Annotated in this window: 12 protein-coding genes; all 12 read left to right on the plus strand. The window is 71.9% G+C overall.

Going from position 1 to position 19751, the window contains the following annotated elements:
• Nucleotides 1–114: 114 nt before the first annotated feature.
• The 12 genes from pheS to A5678_RS06910 all read left to right on the plus strand — a co-directional run bounded on the left by pheS (nt 115) and on the right by A5678_RS06910 (nt 19748).
• Entirely contained in the window at nt 115–1158 is a 1044-nt protein-coding gene (pheS, locus tag A5678_RS06855; RefSeq protein WP_068040138.1) for a phenylalanine--tRNA ligase subunit alpha, read from the plus strand.
• Complete coding sequence (pheT, locus tag A5678_RS06860) at nt 1158–3656, plus strand: phenylalanine--tRNA ligase subunit beta (RefSeq protein ID WP_068040140.1); 2499 nt, start codon at nt 1158–1160, stop codon at nt 3654–3656. The genes pheS and pheT overlap by 1 nt, the downstream gene beginning before the upstream one ends.
• A gap of 54 nt (nt 3657–3710) precedes the next feature.
• On the plus strand, nt 3711–4754 hold the full coding sequence (argC, locus tag A5678_RS06865) for an N-acetyl-gamma-glutamyl-phosphate reductase (protein WP_068040142.1): 1044 nt from the start codon (nt 3711–3713) through the stop codon (nt 4752–4754).
• Nucleotides 4755–4806: 52 nt separating this feature from the next.
• On the plus strand, nt 4807–6018 hold the full coding sequence (gene argJ, locus A5678_RS06870) for a bifunctional glutamate N-acetyltransferase/amino-acid acetyltransferase ArgJ (RefSeq protein WP_068040145.1): 1212 nt from the start codon (nt 4807–4809) through the stop codon (nt 6016–6018).
• Nucleotides 6015–6917 (plus strand): acetylglutamate kinase, encoded by a 903-nt coding sequence (gene argB, locus A5678_RS06875; RefSeq protein WP_068040147.1) that lies wholly within the window; start codon nt 6015–6017, stop codon nt 6915–6917. The genes argJ and argB overlap by 4 nt, the downstream gene beginning before the upstream one ends.
• Nucleotides 6914–8110, plus strand: coding sequence for an acetylornithine transaminase (locus A5678_RS06880; RefSeq protein WP_068040151.1), 1197 nt, complete (start codon nt 6914–6916; stop codon nt 8108–8110). The genes argB and A5678_RS06880 overlap by 4 nt, the downstream gene beginning before the upstream one ends.
• A complete protein-coding gene (gene argF / locus A5678_RS06885; protein WP_068040153.1) occupies nt 8103–9029 on the plus strand; it encodes an ornithine carbamoyltransferase in 927 nt (308 codons plus the stop codon). Before A5678_RS06880 ends, argF begins: the two co-directional genes overlap by 8 nt.
• Nucleotides 9026–9520 (plus strand): arginine repressor, encoded by a 495-nt coding sequence (locus A5678_RS06890; RefSeq protein ID WP_066953103.1) that lies wholly within the window; start codon nt 9026–9028, stop codon nt 9518–9520. Before argF ends, A5678_RS06890 begins: the two co-directional genes overlap by 4 nt.
• Before the next feature lie 16 nt (nt 9521–9536).
• Nucleotides 9537–10745 carry an argininosuccinate synthase gene (locus tag A5678_RS06895; RefSeq protein ID WP_068040155.1) on the plus strand — a complete coding sequence of 403 codons (1209 nt, stop codon included), beginning with the start codon at nt 9537–9539 and terminating at the stop codon, nt 10743–10745.
• On the plus strand, nt 10742–12160 hold the full coding sequence (argH, locus tag A5678_RS06900) for an argininosuccinate lyase (RefSeq protein ID WP_068040156.1): 1419 nt from the start codon (nt 10742–10744) through the stop codon (nt 12158–12160). Before A5678_RS06895 ends, argH begins: the two co-directional genes overlap by 4 nt.
• A gap of 109 nt (nt 12161–12269) precedes the next feature.
• Nucleotides 12270–13331, plus strand: coding sequence for a type III polyketide synthase (locus tag A5678_RS06905; RefSeq protein ID WP_068040158.1), 1062 nt, complete (start codon nt 12270–12272; stop codon nt 13329–13331).
• 51 nt (nt 13332–13382) lie between these two features.
• Complete coding sequence (locus tag A5678_RS06910) at nt 13383–19748, plus strand: type I polyketide synthase (protein ID WP_068040160.1); 6366 nt, start codon at nt 13383–13385, stop codon at nt 19746–19748.
• Nucleotides 19749–19751 lie beyond the last annotated feature (3 nt).

Below are 19751 nucleotides of genomic sequence, written 5' to 3' on the forward strand. Positions count from 1 at the left end.
CGGCCGCCCTTAGTCCGAAGCGCCCGCCGGACCGCGAGCACCGCATCACTATGATCGGCATTTGCGCTGGGCAATTTCCAGCCAGCCCCTCATCACCAAGGAGAGTGTCGCCGCGTGGGTGCTCAGCCCGTCGACCTGTCACCGGACGCCCTGGCCAAGGCCGTCGGCGCCGCCCGGGAGGCGATCGCGCTCGCCGGCGATCTGGAGGCCCTGGCACGCGTGAAGACCGAGCACCTCGGTGACCGCTCACCGCTGGCGCTGGCGCGGCAGGCGCTGGGTGGCGTCCCCAAGGACGAGCGGGCCGACGCCGGCAAGCGGGTCAACTCCGCACGAACTGAGGTCCAGCGCAGCTACGACGAACGACTGGCGACGCTGCGCGCCGAACGCGACGCGGCGGTGCTGGCCGCCGAGGGCATCGACGTCACGCTGCCGTCGAGCCGGCAGCCGATCGGCGCCCGGCACCCGATTACCCAGTTGGCCGAGCACATTGCCGACACCTTCGTCGCGATGGGGTGGGAACTGGCGGAGGGCCCGGAAGTCGAGACCGAGCAGTTCAACTTCGACGCCCTCAACTTCCCCGCCGACCACCCCGCGCGCAGCGAGCAGGACACCTTCTACGTCGCGCCGGACGATTCCCGGCAGCTGCTGCGCACCCACACGTCGCCGGTGCAGGTGCGCACCCTGCTCGCCCACGAGCTGCCCGTCTACATCATCTCGATCGGCCGCACCTTCCGCACCGACGAGCTGGACGCCACCCACACGCCGGTCTTCCACCAGGTCGAGGGGCTGGCGGTGGACCGCGGCCTGTCCATGGCGCATCTGCGGGGCACCCTCGACGCTTTCGCCCGCGCCGAGTTCGGCCCCGAGGCGCGCACCCGGATCCGGCCCCACTTCTTCCCGTTCACCGAACCCTCCGCCGAGGTCGACGTGTGGTTCGTCGGCAAGAAAGGCGGCGCCGGCTGGGTGGAGTGGGGCGGCTGCGGCATGGTGCACCCGAACGTGTTGCGGGCCGCCGGGATTGACCCGGACGTCTACTCCGGATTCGCCTTCGGAATGGGCCTGGAACGCACCCTGCAGTTCCGCAACGGCATCCCCGACATGCGGGACATGGTCGAGGGCGACGTCCGGTTCTCGTTGCCGTTCGGGGTGGGTGCCTGATGCGCATCCCCTACAGCTGGCTGCGGGAAGTGGTGGCGGCGGGCTCCCCGGGCTGGGACGTCACCCCCGGCGATCTCGAGCAGACGCTGGTGGGCATCGGCCACGAGGTCGAGGAGGTGGTCACCCTCGGCCCGGTCGACGGGCCGCTGACCGTGGGACGGGTGACCGGCATCGAGGAGCTTACCGGCTTCAAAAAGCCGATCCGCGCCTGCCGGGTCGACGTCGGCGAGGGGGCGGAACGCGACATCGTCTGCGGGGCAACGAACTTCGCCGTCGGCGATTTGGTGGTCGTGGCGTTGCCCGGCGCCACGCTGCCGGGCGGGTTCGCCATCTCGGCGCGCAAGACCTACGGCCGCGACTCGGACGGCATGATCTGCTCGGCGGCCGAGCTCGGTTTGGGCGCCGACCATTCCGGGATCCTGGTGCTGCCGCCCGGCACCGCCGAGCCGGGCGCCGACGGCGCCGCAGTGCTCGGATTGGACGACGTGGTATTCCATCTGGCGATCACCCCCGACCGGGGCTACTGCATGTCGGTGCGCGGGCTGGCCCGCGAGGTCGCGTGCGCCTACGGCCTCGACTTCGTCGACCCCGCCGACACGAAGCCGTTGCCGGCCGATGGCGAGGCCTGGCCCCTGACGGTGCAGGCCGAAACCGGTGTCCGCCGGTTCGCCCTGCGGCCCGTGACCGGCATCGACCCCGGGGCGGTGTCGCCGTGGTGGCTGCAACGCCGGCTGCTGCTGGCGGGCATCCGCGCGACGTCGCCGGCGGTGGACGTCACCAACTACGTGATGCTCGAACTCGGTCACCCCATGCACGCGCATGACTCCAACCGCATCTCCGGGGGCCTGGGCGTGCGGTTCGCCCGGCCCGGCGAGACCGTCGTCACCCTGGACGACATCGAGCGCCGGCTCGATCCGGCCGACGTACTCATCGTCGACGACCGCGCGACGGCGGCGATCGGCGGCGTGATGGGCGCGGCGAGCACCGAGGTGCGTGCCGACTCCACCGACGTGCTGCTGGAGGCCGCCGTCTGGGACCCCGCGGCCGTCTCGCGCACGCAGCGCCGCCTGCACCTGCCCAGCGAGGCCGCCCGGCGCTACGAGCGCGGGGTGGACCCGGCCATCTCGGTCGCCGCGCTGGACCGATGCGCCGCGCTGCTCGCTGACATCGCGGGCGGAGAGGTGTCGGGCGAGCTCACCGATTGGCGGGGCGACCCGTCGGTCGGCAACTCGGTCGCCGATTGGGCCGGCCCGCCGATTCGGATCCCCGCCGACCTGCCCGACCGCTTCGCCGGGGTGGCCTACCCCTCCGGCACCACCGCGCGGCGCCTCGAGCAGATCGGCGCGCTGGTGGCCGAAGATGGCGAGGCGTTGACGGTGACGCCGCCGAGCTGGCGACCCGACCTGGTGCAGCCGGCCGACCTCGTCGAGGAGGTCCTGCGGCTGGAGGGCCTCGAGTCCATCCCGTCGGTGCTGCCCGCGGCTCCCGCGGGCCGGGGCCTCACCGCGGGGCAGAAGCGTCGCCGCGCCATCGGCAGGTCGCTCGCCCAGTCCGGCTACGTCGAGATTCTGCCGACGCCGTTCCTGCCCGCGGGCGTGTTCGACGTGTGGGGCCTGCCGGCCGACGACCCGCGCCGCACGACCACGCAGGTGCTCAACCCGCTGGAGGCCGACCGCCCGCATCTGGCCACCACGCTGCTGCCGGCGCTGCTGGAAGCCTTGGTGCGCAACGTGTCCCGCGGGCTGGTGGACGTCGCGCTGTACGCCCTGGCGCAGGTGGTGCAACCGACCGAGGAGACCCGGGGTGTGCAGCCCATCCCCGTGCACCGGCGGCCGACCGACACCGAGATCGCGGTGCTGGACGCCTCGTTGCCGCGCCAACCGCAGCACGTTGCGGCGGTGTTGACGGGCCTGCGCGAACGCCGCGGCCCGTGGGGCCCGGGCCGCCGGGCCGAAGCCGCGGACGCGTTCGAGGCGGCGCGCATCATCGCCCGCGCCAGCGGGGTCGAGGTGAGCCTGCGGGCGGCCCAGCACCTGCCGTGGCACCCGGGCCGCTGCGCCGAGGTGCTCGTCGGGGAGACCGTCGTCGGCCACGCCGGACAGCTGCACCCGGCCGTGATCGAGCGCTCCGGCCTGCCGAACGGCACCTGCGCCATCGAGCTGAACCTCGACGCCATCCCGATCGTCCAGGCGCTGCCGGCGCCCACGGTGTCGCCGTTCCCGGCCGTCTTCCAGGACGTCAGCCTCGTGGTGCCCGCGCACGTACCGGCCCAGGCGGTGGCCGACGCCGTCCGTGAGGGCGCCGGCGAGCTGCTGGAAGACCTGCAACTGTTCGACGTCTTCACCGGTCCGCAGGTCGGGGAGGACCGCAAATCGCTGACGTTCGCCCTGCGTTTCCGTGCGCCGGACCGCACGCTGACCGAGGACGACGCCAGCGCGGCCCGCGATGCCGCCGTACGACGGGCCGCCGAGGCGGTCGGCGCCGAACTCCGCAGCTAGCCGCCGCCCGGAATGGATTTGCAAACCAATGCATAACCATGCAGAATCGGCGGAATGGCCGACGTATTCAGGGTGGCGATCGCCGGCGCCAGCGGCTATGCGGGCGGGGAAATCCTGCGCCTGCTGCTCGGGCATCCGGCCTACGCCGACGGGCGCCTCGTCATCGGGTCGCTGACCGCCGCGACCAGCGCCGGCAGCACGCTCGGCGAGCACCATCCGCACCTGACGCCGCTGGCCCAGCGGGTGGTGGAGCCCACCGAACTCGCCGCACTGGCCGGCCACGATGTGGTGTTCCTGGCCCTGCCGCACGGGCATTCGGCGGCGCTGGCCGAACAACTCGGCCCGGACACGCTGATCATCGACTGCGGTGCCGACTTCCGGCTCACCGACGCAGGCGCCTGGGAGCGGTTCTACGGCTCCCCGCACGCCGGCAGCTGGCCCTACGGGCTGCCCGAACTGCCCGGTGCGCGCGAACGGTTGCGCGGTGCGCGCCGCATCGCCGTCCCGGGTTGCTACCCGACCGCGGCGCTACTGGCGTTGCTGCCCGCGGTGGCCGAGGACCTGATCGAGCCCGCCGTCACGGTGGTCGCCGTCAGCGGCACCTCCGGGGCCGGTCGCGCCGCCAAGACCGATCTGCTGGGCTCCGAGGTCATCGGATCCGCGCGGGCCTACAACATCGCGGGCGCCCACCGGCACACCCCGGAGATCGCCCAGGGCCTGCGGGCCGTTACCGACCGCGACGTCACGGTGTCGTTCACCCCGGTGTTGATCCCGACCTCGCGCGGCATCCTGGCCACCTGCACCGCGCGCACCCGTGCGCCGCTGTCGCAGCTGCGGGCCGCCTACGAAAAGGCTTATGACGCAGAACCGTTCATTCACCTGCTGCCCGAGGGCCAGCTGCCCCGGACCGGATCGGTGATCGGCAGCAACGCGGCGCACCTCGCCGTCGCGGTGGACGAGGCCGCGGAGACGTTCGTGGCGATCGCCGCGATCGACAACCTGGTCAAGGGCACCGGCGGCGCGGCGGTCCAGTCGATGAACCTGGCGCTGGGTTGGCCGGAGACGCAAGGCCTTTCGGTGGTGGGGGTCGCTCCGTGACCGCGCCGGCGACGATGATGCCGGCGCAGCCGGGATTTGAGGAGCGGCGCATATGACCCGGATGGCCGAGGCGCGCCTCGTGCGCGAACAGGGCGTCACCGCGCCGGCCGGGTTCCGGGCCGCCGGCATCGCCGCCGGCATCAAAGCGTCGGGCGACCGCGACCTGGCCCTGGTTTTCAGCGAGGGGCCCGACTACGCGGCCGCCGGCGTGTTCACCCGCAACAAGGTCAAGGCCGCGCCGGTGCTGTGGACCCAGCAGGTGCTGACCACCGGGGCGCTGCGCGCGGTGATCCTCAACTCCGGCGGTGCCAACGCCTGCACCGGCCCGGGTGGCTTCCAGGACGCCCACGCCACCGCCGAGGCGGTCGCGGCCGCGTTGTCCGACTGGGGGACCGAGACGGGGGCCATCGAGGTCGCGGTCTGCTCCACCGGGTTGATCGGTGACCGGTTGCCGATGGACAAGGTGCTCGCCGGGGTGCGCGCCATAGTGCAGGACATGGCCGGCGGCCTCAGCGGCGGCGACGAGGCGGCCCGCGCGATCATGACCACCGACACGGTGCCGAAACAGGTTGCGCTGCACCACCCGGGCAACTGGACGGTCGGCGGGATGGCCAAGGGCGCGGGCATGCTGGCGCCGTCGCTGGCCACCATGCTCTGCGTGCTCACCACCGACGCGGTCGCCGAACCCCCGGCGCTCGACCGCGCGCTGCGCCGCGCCACCGCACGCACCTTCGACCGGCTCGACATCGACGGCAGCTGTTCGACCAACGACACGGTGCTGCTGCTGGCCTCCGGGGCCAGCGGAATCGCCCCCGCGCAGGCCGATCTCGATGACGCCGTCCTGCGGGTGTGCGACGACCTGTGCGTGCAGCTGCAGGCCGACGCCGAGGGCGTCACCAAGCGTGTCACCGTCACCGTCACCGGGGCCACCTCGGACGACGACGCGCTGACCGCCGCCCGGGTGATCGCCCGCGACAGCCTGGTCAAGACCGCGGTGTTCGGGTCCGACCCCAACTGGGGCCGCGTGCTGGCCGCCGTCGGCATGGCGCCGGTCCCGCTCGATCCGGATCGGATCATGGTGTCGTTCAACGGCTTCGCCGTGTGTGTTGACGGCGTGGGGGCCCCGGGCGCGCGCGAGGTGGACCTGTCCGGTGCCGACATCGACATCACCGTCGACCTAAGCGTGGGCGACGCCTCCGCGGTGGTGCGCACCACCGACCTGTCGCACGCCTACGTCGAAGAGAACTCGGCATACAGCTCATGACGATCAACACGCAGGAGCTGCCGACCGGGGTCAAAGCGCAGGTGCTGGCCGAAGCGTTGCCCTGGCTCAAGCAGCTTTACGGCAAGATCGTCGTCATCAAGTACGGCGGCAACGCCATGACCGACGACACGCTGCGGCACGCCTTCGCCGCCGACATGGCCTTCCTGCGCAACTGCGGCGTCCACCCCGTCGTCGTGCACGGCGGCGGCCCGCAGATCACCGCCATGCTGCGGCGCCTCGGCATCGCGGGCGACTTCAAGGGCGGGTTCCGGGTCACCACACCCGAGGTGCTCGACGTGGCGCGGATGGTGCTCTTCGGCCAGGTGGGCCGCGAACTGGTCAACCTGATCAATGCGCACGGCCCCTACGCCGTCGGCATCACCGGGGAGGACGCGCAGCTGTTCACCGCCGTGCGGCGCAGCGTCACCGTGGACGGTGTGGCCACCGACATCGGCCTGGTCGGGGACGTCGAGCGGGTCAACACCGCCGCCGTGCTGGACCTTATTGCGGCGGGCCGCATTCCGGTGGTGTCGACGCTGGCCCCGGACGTCGAGGGCGTGGTGCACAACATCAACGCCGACACCGCCGCGGCGGCGCTCGCCGAGGCCCTGCGGGCCGAAAAGCTGTTGATGCTCACCGATGTCGAGGGCCTGTACACCAGCTGGCCGGACCGCGAATCGCTGGTCAGCGAAATCGACACCGCCAGACTCGCGCAACTGCTACCCACACTGGAGGCGGGCATGATCCCCAAGGTCGAAGCGTGCCTGCGGGCCGTGACAGCGGGGGTGCCGAGCGCGCACGTCATCGACGGGAGGGTCGAACACTGCGTGCTGGTCGAGCTTTTCACCGACGCGGGCACCGGCACCAAGGTGGTTGATGAGGAGGAGCGGCGCCGATGACTGAGTCGGAGGCGATCAAGCAGCGCTGGGAAGCCGTGATGATGAACAACTACGGCACCCCACCGCTTGCTCTGGCCAGCGGTGACGGTGTCGTGGTCACCGACGTGGACGGCAACACATACCTGGACCTGCTCGGCGGCATCGCGGTCAACGTCCTCGGTCATCGCCACCCCGCGGTCATCGAGGCCGTCACGCGGCAGATGACGACGCTGGGCCACACCTCCAACCTGTACGCCAGCGAACCGGGCATCGCGCTGGCCGAAGAGCTGGCGGCCCTGCTGGGCTCCGACAAGACCGGCGCGCCGACGCGGGTGTTTTTCTGCAACTCGGGAACCGAGGCCAACGAGGTCGCGTTCAAGCTGTCGCGGCTGACCGGGCGCACGAAACTCGTTGCGGCGCAGGGCGGCTTCCATGGCCGCACCATGGGCTCGCTGGCACTGACCGGTCAGCCGAGCAAGCAGGCGCCGTTCGAGCCCTTGCCGGGTTACGTCACGCACGTGCCCTACGGCGACGCGGAGGCGCTGGCGGCCGCGGTCGACGACGCCACCGCCGCGGTGTTCCTCGAACCGATCATGGGGGAGGGCGGCGTCGTCGTCCCACCGGAGGGCTATCTGACCGCCGCGCGTGACATCACCTCGCGCCACGGGGTGCTGCTGGTGCTCGACGAGGTGCAGACCGGGATGGGCCGCACCGGAGCGTTTTTCGCCCATCAGCACGACGGCATCACCCCGGACGTCGTGACCATGGCCAAGGGGCTGGGTGGTGGGCTGCCCATCGGCGCGTGCCTGGCCGTCGGCCGGGCCGCGGACCTGATGGCGCCCGGCCTGCACGGCAGCACGTTCGGCGGCAACCCGATCTGCGCCGCGGCGGCGCGGGCGGTGCTGCGGGTGATCGCCGACGAGGACCTGGTCCGGCACGCCGATGTGCTGGGCAAGTCGGTGCGCCACGGCGTCGAGTCCCTGAACCACCCCCTGGTCGACCACGTGCGCGGACGCGGGCTGCTGCAAGGCGTGGTCCTGACCGCGCCGCGGGCCAAGGAAGCCGAAAGTGCCGCGCGGGCAGCCGGTTTCCTGGTCAACGCCGCCGCGGCCGACGTCATCCGGCTGGCCCCACCGCTGATCGTGACCGAAGCCCAGCTCGACAGCTTCGTCGCCGCCCTGCCGGGCATCCTGGACAGGGCCGCGGATGACTAGACACTTTCTGCGCGACGACGACCTGTCGCCCCAGGAGCAGGCCGAGGTGCTGCAGCTGGCCGCCGACCTGAAGAAGGATCCGTTCAGCTGCCGGCCGCTGGAGGGGCCGCGCGGCGTCGCGGTGCTCTTCGACAAGAACTCCACCCGCACCCGGTTCTCCTTCGAGATGGGCATCGCCCAGCTCGGCGGCCACGCCGTCGTGGTCGACGCCCGCAGCACGCAGCTGGGCCGCGACGAGACGCTGCAGGACACCGCGCGGGTGCTGTCCCGCTACGTCGAGGCGATCGTGTGGCGGACGTTCGGGCAGGACCGGCTCGAGGCCATGGCCGAGGTGGCCACCGTGCCGGTGGTCAACGCGCTGTCCGACGAGTTCCACCCCTGCCAGGTGCTGGCCGACCTGCAGACCATCGCCGAACGCAAGGGATCGCTTGCCGGACTGCGGATGTCCTACTTCGGCGACGGCGCGAACAACATGGCCCACTCGCTGCTCCTCGGCGGGGTGACCGCCGGCATCCACGTCACCATCGCCGCGCCGGACGGCTTCGCGCCCGACCCCGCCTTCACGGCGGCGGCCCGTGAGCGCGCCGAGGCCACCGGCGGCTCGGTCACCCTCACCACGGACGCCGACGCCGCCGCGGCCGGTGCCGACGTCCTGGTGACCGACACCTGGACGTCGATGGGGCAGGAGGACGACGGGCTGGATCGGGTCAAACCGTTCCGGCCGTTCGGAGTCGACGAGCGGCTGCTCGGCCTGGCCGACCCGGAAGCCATTGTGCTGCACTGCCTTCCGGCCCACCGTGGCGACGAGATCTCCGACGCGGTGATGGACGGGCCCGCCAGCGCGGTGTGGGACGAGGCCGAGAACCGGCTGCACGCCCAGAAGGCGCTGTTGGTGTGGCTGTTGGAGCGGCGCTCATGACTAGGTCGAAGACCACCCCCGAAACCACCCGGGCGGGCCGGCAAGACCGCATCGTGGCGATCCTGTCGTCGGCGTCGATCAGCAGCCAAAGCGAACTGGCGGCCCGGCTGGCCGACGAGGGCATCGAGGTAACCCAGGCCACGTTGTCGCGCGACCTCGAGGAGCTGGGCGCGGTGAAGCTGCGCGGCGCCGACGGCGGCGTGGGCGTCTACATCGTTCCCGAGGACGGCAGCCCGGTGCGCGGCGTCTCCGGCGGCACCGCGCGACTGTCCCGGCTGTTGAGTGAACTCCTGGTCTCCGCCGACGCCAGCGCCAATCTCGCGGTGCTGCGCACCCCGCCCGGCGGCGCCAACTATTTGGCCAGCGCGATCGACCGGGCGGCGTTACCGTACGTCGTCGGCACCATCGCCGGCGACGACACGGTCTTCGTGGCCGCCCGAGAGCCGATGACCGGCGCCGAGCTGGCCCGCACCCTAGAAGAGCTCACCTAAAAAAGGAGATTGGTTCATGTCAGATCGCGTCATCCTGGCGTACTCCGGCGGTCTGGACACCTCGGTCGCGATCAGCTGGATCGGCAAGGAGACCGGCCGCGAGGTGGTGGCGGTGGCGATTGACCTCGGCCAGGGCGGCGAGGACATGGAGGTCGTCCGCCAGCGGGCCCTGGACTGCGGCGCGGTTGAGGCCGTCGTCGTCGACGCCCGCGACGAATTCGCCGAGGGCTTCTGCCTGCCCACGATCCTGAACAACGCCCTCTACATGGACCGCTACCCCCTGGTGTCGGCCATCAGCCGGCCGCTGATAGCCAAGCACCTGGTGGCGGCCGCCCGCGAGCACGGCGGCAGCATCGTCGCGCACGGCTGCACCGGCAAGGGCAACGACCAGGTCCGGTTCGAGGTCGGATTCGCCTCGCTGGCACCGGATTTGGAGGTGCTGGCGCCGGTCCGCGACTACGCGTGGACGCGGGAGAAGGCGATCGCGTTCGCCGAGGAGAACGCCATCCCGATCAACGTCACCAAGCGCTCGCCGTTCTCGATCGACCAGAACGTATGGGGCCGCGCGGTGGAAACCGGCTTCCTGGAACACCTTTGGAACGCGCCCACCAAAGACATCTACTCCTATACCGAAGATCCGACCATCAACTGGAACACGCCCGACGAGGTGATCGTCGGGTTCGAGCGCGGCGTCCCCGTTTCCATCGACGGCAAACCGGTGTCCGTGCTGCAGGCCATCGAGGAACTCAACCGCCGCGCCGGCTGCCAGGGGGTGGGGCGCCTGGACGTGGTCGAGGACCGGCTGGTGGGCATCAAGAGCCGCGAGATCTACGAGGCCCCGGGCGCCATGGTGCTGATCACCGCCCACACCGAGCTCGAGCACGTCACGCTGGAGCGCGAGCTGGGCCGCTTCAAACGCCACACCGACCAGCGCTGGGCCGAGCTGGTCTACGACGGCCTCTGGTACTCACCGCTGAAAACCGCGCTGGAAGCGTTCGTCGCGAAGACCCAGGAGCACGTCACCGGCGAGATCCGAATGGTGTTGCACGGCGGCCACATCGCGGTCAACGGCAGGCGCAGCGCGCAGTCGCTCTACGACTTCAACCTGGCCACCTACGACGAGGGCGACAGCTTCGACCAGTCGGCCGCGAAGGGCTTCGTCTACGTGCACGGGCTGTCGTCCAAGATCGCGTCCCGCCGGGACCTGGCGGCCGACGACACGTGAGCACACGCGAGGGTTCGCTGTGGGGCGGGCGGTTCGCCGACGGGCCGTCGGACGCGCTGGCCGCGCTGAGCAAGTCCACCCACTTCGACTGGGTGCTGGCCCCCTACGACATCGTCGCCTCGCGGGCCCACACCGTGATCCTGTTTCACGCCGGGCTGCTCGATGAGGAACAGCGCGACGGGCTGCTGGCCGGATTGGACAGCCTCGCCGAGGACGTAGCCGACGGCAGCTTCACGCCGCTGGTGACCGACGAGGACGTGCACGCCGCGCTGGAGCGCGGGCTGATCGACCGGGTCGGCCCCGACCTGGGCGGCCGGCTGCGAGCCGGGCGGTCGCGCAACGACCAGGTGGCCACCCTGTTCCGGATGTGGCTGCGCGACGCGGTCCGCCGGGTCGCCGACGGGGCGCTGGAGGTGGTGGCCGCGCTGGCGGGCCAGGCCGCCGAGCATCCGACGGTGATCATGCCGGGCAAGACGCACCTGCAATCCGCTCAGCCGGTCCTGCTGGCCCACCACCTGCTCGCGCACGCACACCCGCTGCTGCGCGACGTCGACCGCATCGTCGACTTCGACCGGCGCGCGGCCGTGTCCCCGTACGGCTCGGGGGCGCTGGCCGGCTCGTCACTGGGCCTGGACCCGGACGCGATCGCCGCCAAGCTGGGTTTCGCGGAAGCCGCCAACAATTCCATCGACGCGACCGCCGCCCGGGATTTCGCCGCCGAGGCCGCATTCATCTTCGCGATGATCGCCGTGGACCTGTCGCGGCTGGCCGAGGACATCATCCTGTGGAGCTCGACGGAGTTCGGCTACGTCAGGTTGCACGATTCGTGGTCCACCGGCAGCTCGATCATGCCGCAGAAGAAGAACCCGGACATCGCCGAGCTGGCCCGCGGCAAGTCCGGGCGGCTGATCGGCAACCTGGCCGGGCTGCTGGCCACCCTGAAGGCCCAGCCGCTGGCCTACAACCGCGACCTGCAGGAGGACAAGGAGCCGGTGTTCGACTCGGTCGCCCAGCTGGAGCTGGTGCTGCCGGCGATGGCCGGCCTGGTGGCCAGCCTGACGTTCGACGTCGAGCGAATGGCGGCCCTGGCCCCGGCCGGATACACGCTGGCCACCGACATCGCCGAATGGCTGGTGCGCCGGGGGGTGCCGTTCCGGGCCGCGCACGAGGCCGCCGGGGCCGCCGTACGGACGGCCGAGGGGCGTTCCGTGGGCCTCGACGAGCTGACCGACGACGAGTTGGCCGCCATCACCCCCGAGCTGACACCGCAGGTCCGTGAGGTGTTGACGATCGAGGGCTCGGTGTCGTCGCGCGACCGGCGGGGCGGAACCGCGCCGGTCCGGGTCGCCGAGCAGCTCGAAGCCGTCCTGGCCGAGTCCGAGGAGCTCAAAGCGCGGCTCGGCGCCAGGGAATGAGAGGACTTTGGTTTCTGTGCCGGGCGGTGCCGGGCCGACTAAACTTCGGCCAGGAAACGATCCGGGTGAACATGTCGGCCCTGATCTTCGTGACCAAGGGGTGGGCCCAATGAGCGTCGTCGCGGGCGTATTCGGCGCTTTGCCGCCGTATCGCTACTCCCAGCGGGAGCTCACCGATTTCTTCGTCAGCATTCCGGAGTTCGAGGGCTACGAGGACATCGTCCGGCAGTTGCACGCCAGCGCGAAGGTCAACAGCCGGCACCTGGTGCTGCCGCTTGAGCGGTATCCCACCCTGACCGACTTCGGCCTGGCCAACCGGATTTTCATCGAAAACGCCGTCAACCTGGGCTGCGAGGCGCTTTCGGGCGCGCTCGACGAGGCCGGCCTGCGTCCCCAGGACCTGGATGTGCTGATCACGACGACGGTTACCGGCCTCGCGGTGCCCTCCCTGGACGCCCGGATCGCCGGGCGGCTGGGGCTGCGCGAAGACGTGCGCCGGGTGCCGCTGTTCGGCCTGGGCTGCGTGGCCGGGGCCGCGGGCGTGGCCCGGCTCAACGACTACCTGCGGGGGGCGCCCGACGCCGCCGCTGCCCTCATCTCGGTCGAGCTCTGCTCGCTCACCTACCCGGGCTACAAGCCGTCGCTGCCGGGCCTGGTGGGCAGCGCGCTGTTCGCCGACGGGGCCGGTGCCGTGGTCGCCGTCGGCGAGCGCCGCGCCGAACAGCTGGGGGCCGCAGGCCCCGCCATCCTCGACTCGCGCAGCACTCTGTATCCCGATTCCCTGCGGACCATGGGCTACGACGTCGGCGCCGCGGGATTCGAGCTCGTGCTGGCCAAGGACCTGGCTCAGGTGGTCGAGGAGCACATCGAGCGGGACGTCACGGGGTTCCTCGGCGCGCACGGCCTGACGACGACCGACATCGGGGCCTGGGTGAGCCATCCCGGCGGCCCGAAGATCATCGACGCGATCAACGCGAGCCTGAGCCTGCCGCCGGATGCGCTGGAACTGACGTGGCGTTCGCTGGGTGAGATCGGCAATCTCTCGTCGGCGTCCGTGCTGCACGTCTTGCGGGACACCCGGGCCAAGCCGCCACCCAGCGGGAGCCCGGGGTTGATGATCGCGATGGGTCCGGGATTCTGTTCCGAACTCGTACTGTTGCGCTGGCACTGAGCTGAGGCGTTGCTTCTTGTACCCCGTGTTTTATTGCCCAGGTCACGCCCCGTGAGCAGCAGCCCCGAAGAGCTCGTCAGGGCCCTCCGCGCAGCGCTGAAGGACAACGAGCGGCTGAAGCGCGAGGCGCGCGAATACCTCGTCGCGGCAACCGAACCCGTGGCGGTGGTCGGGATGGGTTGCCGGTATCCCGGGGGTGTGGATTCCCCGGAGGCCCTGTGGCAGATGGTGGTTGAGGGCCGCGATGTGGTCTCCGACTTCCCCGCGGACCGGGGGTGGAACTTGTCGGGCCTGTTCGACCCCGACCCCGACGCGGTGGGGAAGTCCTACGCCCGGTGCGGCGGCTTCCTGCCCGACGTGGCCGACTTCGACGCCGCGTTCTTCGGCATCGCCCCCAGCGAGGCGCTGGCGATGGACCCGCAGCAACGCCTGTTGTTGGAGGTGTCCTGGGAGGCGTTGGAGCGGGCGGGGATTGTCCCCGCCGACTTGCGGGGTTCGGCGACGGGCGTGTTCGCCGGGATCTTCCACGGTTCGTACGGCGGCCAGGGCCGGGTGCCCGGACACCTGGAGCGCTACGGGCTGCGCGGGTCGACGCTGAGCGTGGCCTCGGGCCGGGTGGCCTACGCCCTGGGCTTGGAGGGCCCGGCCGTCTCGGTCGACACGGCCTGTTCGTCGTCGTTGGTGGCCATGCACCTGGCCGCCCGGTCTCTGCGCGCCGGCGAGTGTGACCTGGCGCTGGCGGGCGGCGTGACGGTGATGGCGACGCCGGCCATGTTCATCGAGTTCAGCAGGCAGCGGGCGCTGGCCCCCGACGGGCGGTGCAAGGCCTACGCCGGCGCCGCCGACGGCACCGGATTCTCCGAAGGCGTCGGCGTGCTGGTCCTGGAACGCTTCTCCGACGCGCGCCGCTTGGGGCATCCGGTGCTGGCGCTGCTGCGCGGGTCGGCGGTCAATCAGGACGGCGCCTCGAACGGGCTGGCGACGCCCAACGGGCCGTCCCAGCAGCGGGTGATCCGCGCCGCGCTGGCCGATGCGCGCCTGCGCGCGGCCGACGTGGATCTGGTGGAGGGGCATGGCACGGGCACCACCCTCGGGGATCCGATTGAGGCGCAAGCGGTTCTGGCGACGTACGGGCAGGACCGGCTGGCGGAGCGGCCGTTGTGGCTGGGGTCGATCAAGTCCAACATGGGCCACACCTCGGCGGCGGCGGGCGCCGGCGGGGTGATCAAGGTGGTGCAGGCGATCCGGCACGGGGTGATGCCCAAGACGCTGCACGTGGACGTGCCGACACCGCATGTGGATTGGTCGGCGGGTGCGGTGTCGCTGCTGACCGACGCGCGGGAGTGGCCGGCGCTGGACCGGCCGCGCCGCGCGGGGGTGTCGTCGTTCGGGATCAGCGGCACCAACGCCCACATCATCGTGGAGCAACCGCCGCTGGAGACGCCCGCGCCCGCCGGTGACGACGCGCCCGCGCCGTGGGTGCTCTCGGCCCGGTCGGCCGACGCGCTGGCCAATCAGGCGTCCCGGCTCCTGGCGCGGGTGAACGACGACCGGGGTCTGCGGGTGGTCGACGTGGCATGGTCGTTGGTTTCGACGCGGTCGGTGTTCGAGCACCGGGCCGTCCTGGTGGGCGCCGACCGCGAACGCCTGCTGGCGGAGCTGGCCGGGCTGGCCGCCGGCATGCCCGGCGCGGGCGCGGTGGTGGGCCGGGCGCAACCGGTGGGCAAGACGGTGTTCGTGTTTCCCGGGCAGGGCTCGCAATGGCTCGGCATGGGGGCCGAACTGCTCGAACACTCAGCGGTTTTCGCCGAACACCTGCAGCGCTGCGAGAAGGCGCTCGCCGAACACGTGGAGTGGTCGTTGGTCGACGTCCTGCGCGGGGCGCCGGGCGCCCCCGGGCTGGACCGGGTCGACGTGGTGCAGCCGGCGCTGTGGGCGGTGATGGTGTCGCTGGCCGAGTTGTGGCGATCGGTGGGCGTGGTCCCCGATGCGGTGATCGGGCATTCGCAGGGCGAGATCGCGGCGGCCTATGTGGCGGGGGCGCTTTCGCTGGAGGACGCCGCCAGGGTGGTGGCCCTGCGGAGCCGGCTGCTGGTCGGACTGTCGGGTGCGGGCGGCATGGTGTCGCTGGCCTGCGGCCTGGCCCGCGCCGAGGAATTGATCGCCGAGTGGGGCGATCGGCTGAATGTCGCTGCCGTGAACGGTGTTTCGGCTGTGGTGGTGTCGGGCGAGGTGGACGCGCTCGAGGAGTTGATGCGCCGCTGCGAGGCTGGCGATGTGCGCGCCCGCAGGATCGACGTCGACTACGCCTCCCACTCCCGGCACGTCGACGCGATTCGCGCGGAGCTGGCCGAGGTGCTGGCCGGCATCGCTCCGCGGTCGTCCCCGGTCGCCCTGTACTCCACGGTGACCGGCGAACTGCTGGACACCGCCGGCCTGGACGCCGACTACTGGTACCGAAGCATCCGGCAAACGGTCCAGTTCGAGCGGGCGGTGCGCAACGCGTGCGGCGCCGGTTACGGCGTGTTCGTCGAATGCAGCCCGCACCCGGTGCTGCTCACCGCCGTCGAGGAGACGGCAGCCGATTGCGGCGGCGAGGCGATCGTGGTCCCGTCGCTGGGCCGCGACGACGGTTCGCTGCAACGGTTTTGGCTCTCGGCGGGCCAGGCCCACGTGGCCGGCGTGCCGATGGACTGGCGGGCCGCCATCGCCGGTCTCGGCGGTCGGCGCGTCGACCTGCCGACGTACGGCTTTGTGCGGCAGCGGTTTTGGCTGCCCGGCGGATCGACGAATTCGGGCGATGTGGCCGCCCTGGGGCTGGCCGATGCGCGGCACGCCCTGCTGGGCGCGGTGGTGCAGCGCCCCGATTCCGGCGGGGTGGTGCTTACCGGCCGACTGTCGACCGCGGCGCAGCCGTGGCTGGCCGACCACGCGGTCGGCGGCACGGTGTTGTTCCCCGGTGCGGGGTTCGTCGAGCTGGCCATCCGCGCCGGCGACGAGGTCGGCTGCGGGGCGCTCGAGGAGTTGACGTTGTCGGCCCCGCTGGTGCTGCCGGCGGCCGACGGTGTGCAGGTGCAGGTGGTGGTCGGCCCGGCCGACGAGTCGGGTCAGCGCGAGCTGTCGGTGTATTCGGCGGGCGCTCAGTCGGAGTGGGTGCTGCACGCCGAGGGCCTGGTGCGCCCCGCGGCGGTGCCGCCGGCCGCGGACCTGTCGGTGTGGCCGCCGGTGGGGGCGGCGCCGGTGGATGTGGCCGACGCCTACGCGCGCCTGGCGGAGCGGGGCTACGAGTATGGCCGCGCCTTCCGCGGCCTGCGGGCCATGTGGCAGCGGGGCGAGGAGATCTTCGCCGACGTCGTGCTGCCGGACGAACTCGGCGCGCAGGACGGCGGGTTCGGAATACACCCGGTGGTGTTGGACGCGGCGCTGCACGCCCTCGGTGCCGCCGCCGGGCCGGGCCAGACCGTGTTGCCGTTCTCCTGGCAGGGGGTGTCGTTGCACGCGGCCGGCGCATCGCGGGCGCGGGTCCGGCTGGCGCCCTCCGGCGCCGGGGCGGTGTCGGTGGAATTGGCCGACGGCTCCGGGCTGCCGGTGTTGTCGGTGCGCGCGTTGGCGATGCGCCCCGTCTCGGCCGAGCAGCTGTCGGTCGCGGCCGCGCCCGCCGAAGGCTTGTTCGAGGTGGCGTGGTCGCCGATAGCGTTGAGCGGCAACCGCATCGATCACGACGCCACGCTGTGGGAGCCGGGCGCCCACGGCGGCGACGTGGTGCGGTCGGTGCACGCGGCCGCCACCGAGGCGCTCGTCGAGTTGCAAGCGCGCTTGCGCGACGAGGGGTCCGGCACGTTGGCGGTGCAGACCCGCGGGGCGGTCGCGCTCGCCGGTGAGGACGTCGCGGACCTGGCCGGTGCGGCGGTGTGGGGGCTGGTGCGGTCGGCCCAGGCCGAGCATCCGGGCCGGGTGGTCTTGATCGACTCCGACGGCTCGCTGGACGCGCGGGCCGTGATCGGCTGCGGCGAGCCGCAATTGGCGGTCCGCGCTGGTGTGGCCTACGCCGCCCGCATGCGGCCGGCGCGAAGGGGAGCGGTCTTGCGGCTGCCGGCCGCGGGCTGGCGGCTGGACGCCGGCGGCGGGGGCACGCTGGAGGATTTGGTGGTCAGCCCGTGCCCGCGTACGGAGCTGGAGGCCGGGCAGGTGCGGGTGGCGGTGGCCGCGGTCGGGGTGAATTTCCGGGATGTCCTGGTGGCCTTGGGCATGTACCCGGGCGGTGGTCAGTTGGGCGCCGAGGGCGCAGGCGTGGTCGTCGAGGTCGCCCCCGACGTGGTTGGGCTGGCGGTCGGCGATGCGGTGATGGGGCTGCTGGGCGTGGTCGGTTCCGAGGCCGTGGTGGATCAGCGGTTGGTCACCCGGGTACCGGAGGGCTGGTCGCCGGTCACGGCCGCGGGCGTGCCGGTGGTGTTTCTCACCGCACTCTACGGGTTGTCGGTATTGGCGGGGCTGCGCGCCGGGGAGCGGGTGCTGGTGCACGCCGCGACCGGCGGGGTGGGCATGGCCGCGGTTCAGCTGGCGCGGCACTGGGGCGCGGAGGTGTTCGCCACCGCGAGCCGCGGCAAGTGGGACACCTTGCGCGCCATGGGATTCGACGAGGATCACATCGGCGATTCGCGAACGCTGGACTTCGAGGAGAAGTTCTCCTCGGCCACCGGCGGGACCGGGGTGGACGTGGTGCTGAATTCCCTGGCCGGCGAGTTCACCGACGCGTCGCTGCGGCTGCTGACGCCCGGCGGGCGTTTCGTCGAGATGGGCAAGACCGACGTCCGCGATCCGCACGTCATCGCCGAACGACATGGAGGCGCGCGGTATTGCGCCTTCGACCTGATGGAGGCCGGCCCAGACCTCACCGCGACGATGCTGACCCAGATCGTCGAGCTGTTGCGGGACGGCGCCCTGACGCCGCTGCCGCTCAAGACCTTTGACGTCCGCTGCGCCGCGGCGGCGTACCGGTACGTCAGCCAGGCCCGCCACATCGGCAAGGTCGCGCTGACCATCCCCTCCGGGCCCGGCGCGGTGCTGAGCGGGTGCGGCGGGCTGGCGGGCGGCAGCGTGGTGATCACCGGTGGCACCGGCATGGCCGGCTCGGCGCTGGCCCGTCACCTCGTGGAGCGCTATCGCGTCGCGCATGTGGTGCTGGCCAGCCGCGCCGGCGCCGGGGCCGCGGGGGTCACCGAGGTGGTGGATCGCCTGCAGGCGGCCGGCGCCGGGGTGTCGGTGGTGGCCTGCGACGTCGCGGATCGCGACGCGGTCGCGGCGATGCTGGCACAGATACCGGCGCAGTACCCGCTGCGCGGTGTGGTGCATGCGGCCGGCGTCCTCGACGACGGGCTGGTCTTGTCGCTGACCCCGGATCGGCTGGACACGGTGCTGCGGGCCAAGGTCGACGGGGCCTGGTACCTGCACGAGCTGACCCGGGAGCTGGATCTGTCCGCGTTCGTGGTGTTTTCGTCGATGGCGGGAATCGTCGGCACGCCGGGCCAGGCCAACTACGCGGCGGCCAACAGTTTCCTCGACGGGCTGGTCGCCTACCGGCGGGCGCACGGGCTGCCGGGCCTGTCGCTGGCGTGGGGCCTCTGGGAGCAAGCGTCGGCGATGACGGCCCACCTCGGCGAGCGCGACAAGGCCCGGATGAGCAGGCTCGGCATCGCGCCACTGTCCACCGAGCAGGCGCTGGAGTCGTTCGATGCCGCCATGCTGGTCGACGCCCCGGTGCTGATGGCCGCCCGCGTTGATCGGGTCGCCTTGTCCGACAACGCCGCCGCGCTGCCCCCGCTGTTGAGCGAGCTGGCCGCCCGCACCACCCGGCGTATCATCGACGACGCCGATACGACCGCCCTGATGACGGGTCTCACCGCGCGCCTGCACGGCCTGGCCCCCGAGGCGCGCCGGCGCGAGCTGGTCGACCTGGTCTGCGGCAATGCGGCGACCGTGCTCGGGCTGCCCAACCCCGCCGACATCAACGCCGGCCGCGCATTCCAGGACCTGGGCTTTGATTCGCTCACCGCCGTCGAACTGCGTAACCGGCTGAAAACCGCTACCGGCCTTACGCTTTCGCCCACGCTGATCTTCGACTATCCCACACCGGAGGTGCTGGCCGGCCACCTGGACTCCCAATTGGCCGACCCGGCGGCGAGCGACCAGCCGGACCTGATGGCCCGCTTCACCGACATCACCCGGGAATTGCAGGCGCTACTCGGCCAGCCGGACTGGTCCGCGGGCGACAAATCGGCGCTGAGGGCCCGCCTGCACAGCCTGCTCGCCGCGCTGGGCCCCGCCGACCACCTCGCCCCCGAGGACATCGACGCCGACCTCGTTGCCGCGACCGAAAGCGAACTCTTTGCCATCCTCGACGAAGAACTCGGCCACTGAGGC

Origin of the sequence: Mycobacterium sp. E2733 (assembly GCF_001667585.1) — a bacterium.
Taxonomy (GTDB): Bacteria; Actinomycetota; Actinomycetes; order Mycobacteriales; family Mycobacteriaceae; genus Mycobacterium.

Coding starts and splice junctions, on each gene's coding strand:
- A5678_RS06880 (WP_068040151.1), top strand. CDS start 6,914: ATGACTGAGTCGGAGGCGATCAAGCAGCGCTGGGAAGCCGTGATGATG.
- A5678_RS06890 (WP_066953103.1), top strand. CDS start 9,026: ATGACTAGGTCGAAGACCACCCCCGAAACCACCCGGGCGGGCCGGCAA.
- pheT (WP_068040140.1), top strand. CDS start 1,158: ATGCGCATCCCCTACAGCTGGCTGCGGGAAGTGGTGGCGGCGGGCTCC.
- A5678_RS06895 (WP_068040155.1), top strand. CDS start 9,537: ATGTCAGATCGCGTCATCCTGGCGTACTCCGGCGGTCTGGACACCTCG.
- argJ (WP_068040145.1), top strand. CDS start 4,807: ATGACCCGGATGGCCGAGGCGCGCCTCGTGCGCGAACAGGGCGTCACC.
- argC (WP_068040142.1), top strand. CDS start 3,711: ATGGCCGACGTATTCAGGGTGGCGATCGCCGGCGCCAGCGGCTATGCG.
- A5678_RS06905 (WP_068040158.1), top strand. CDS start 12,270: ATGAGCGTCGTCGCGGGCGTATTCGGCGCTTTGCCGCCGTATCGCTAC.
- argB (WP_068040147.1), top strand. CDS start 6,015: ATGACGATCAACACGCAGGAGCTGCCGACCGGGGTCAAAGCGCAGGTG.
- argF (WP_068040153.1), top strand. CDS start 8,103: ATGACTAGACACTTTCTGCGCGACGACGACCTGTCGCCCCAGGAGCAG.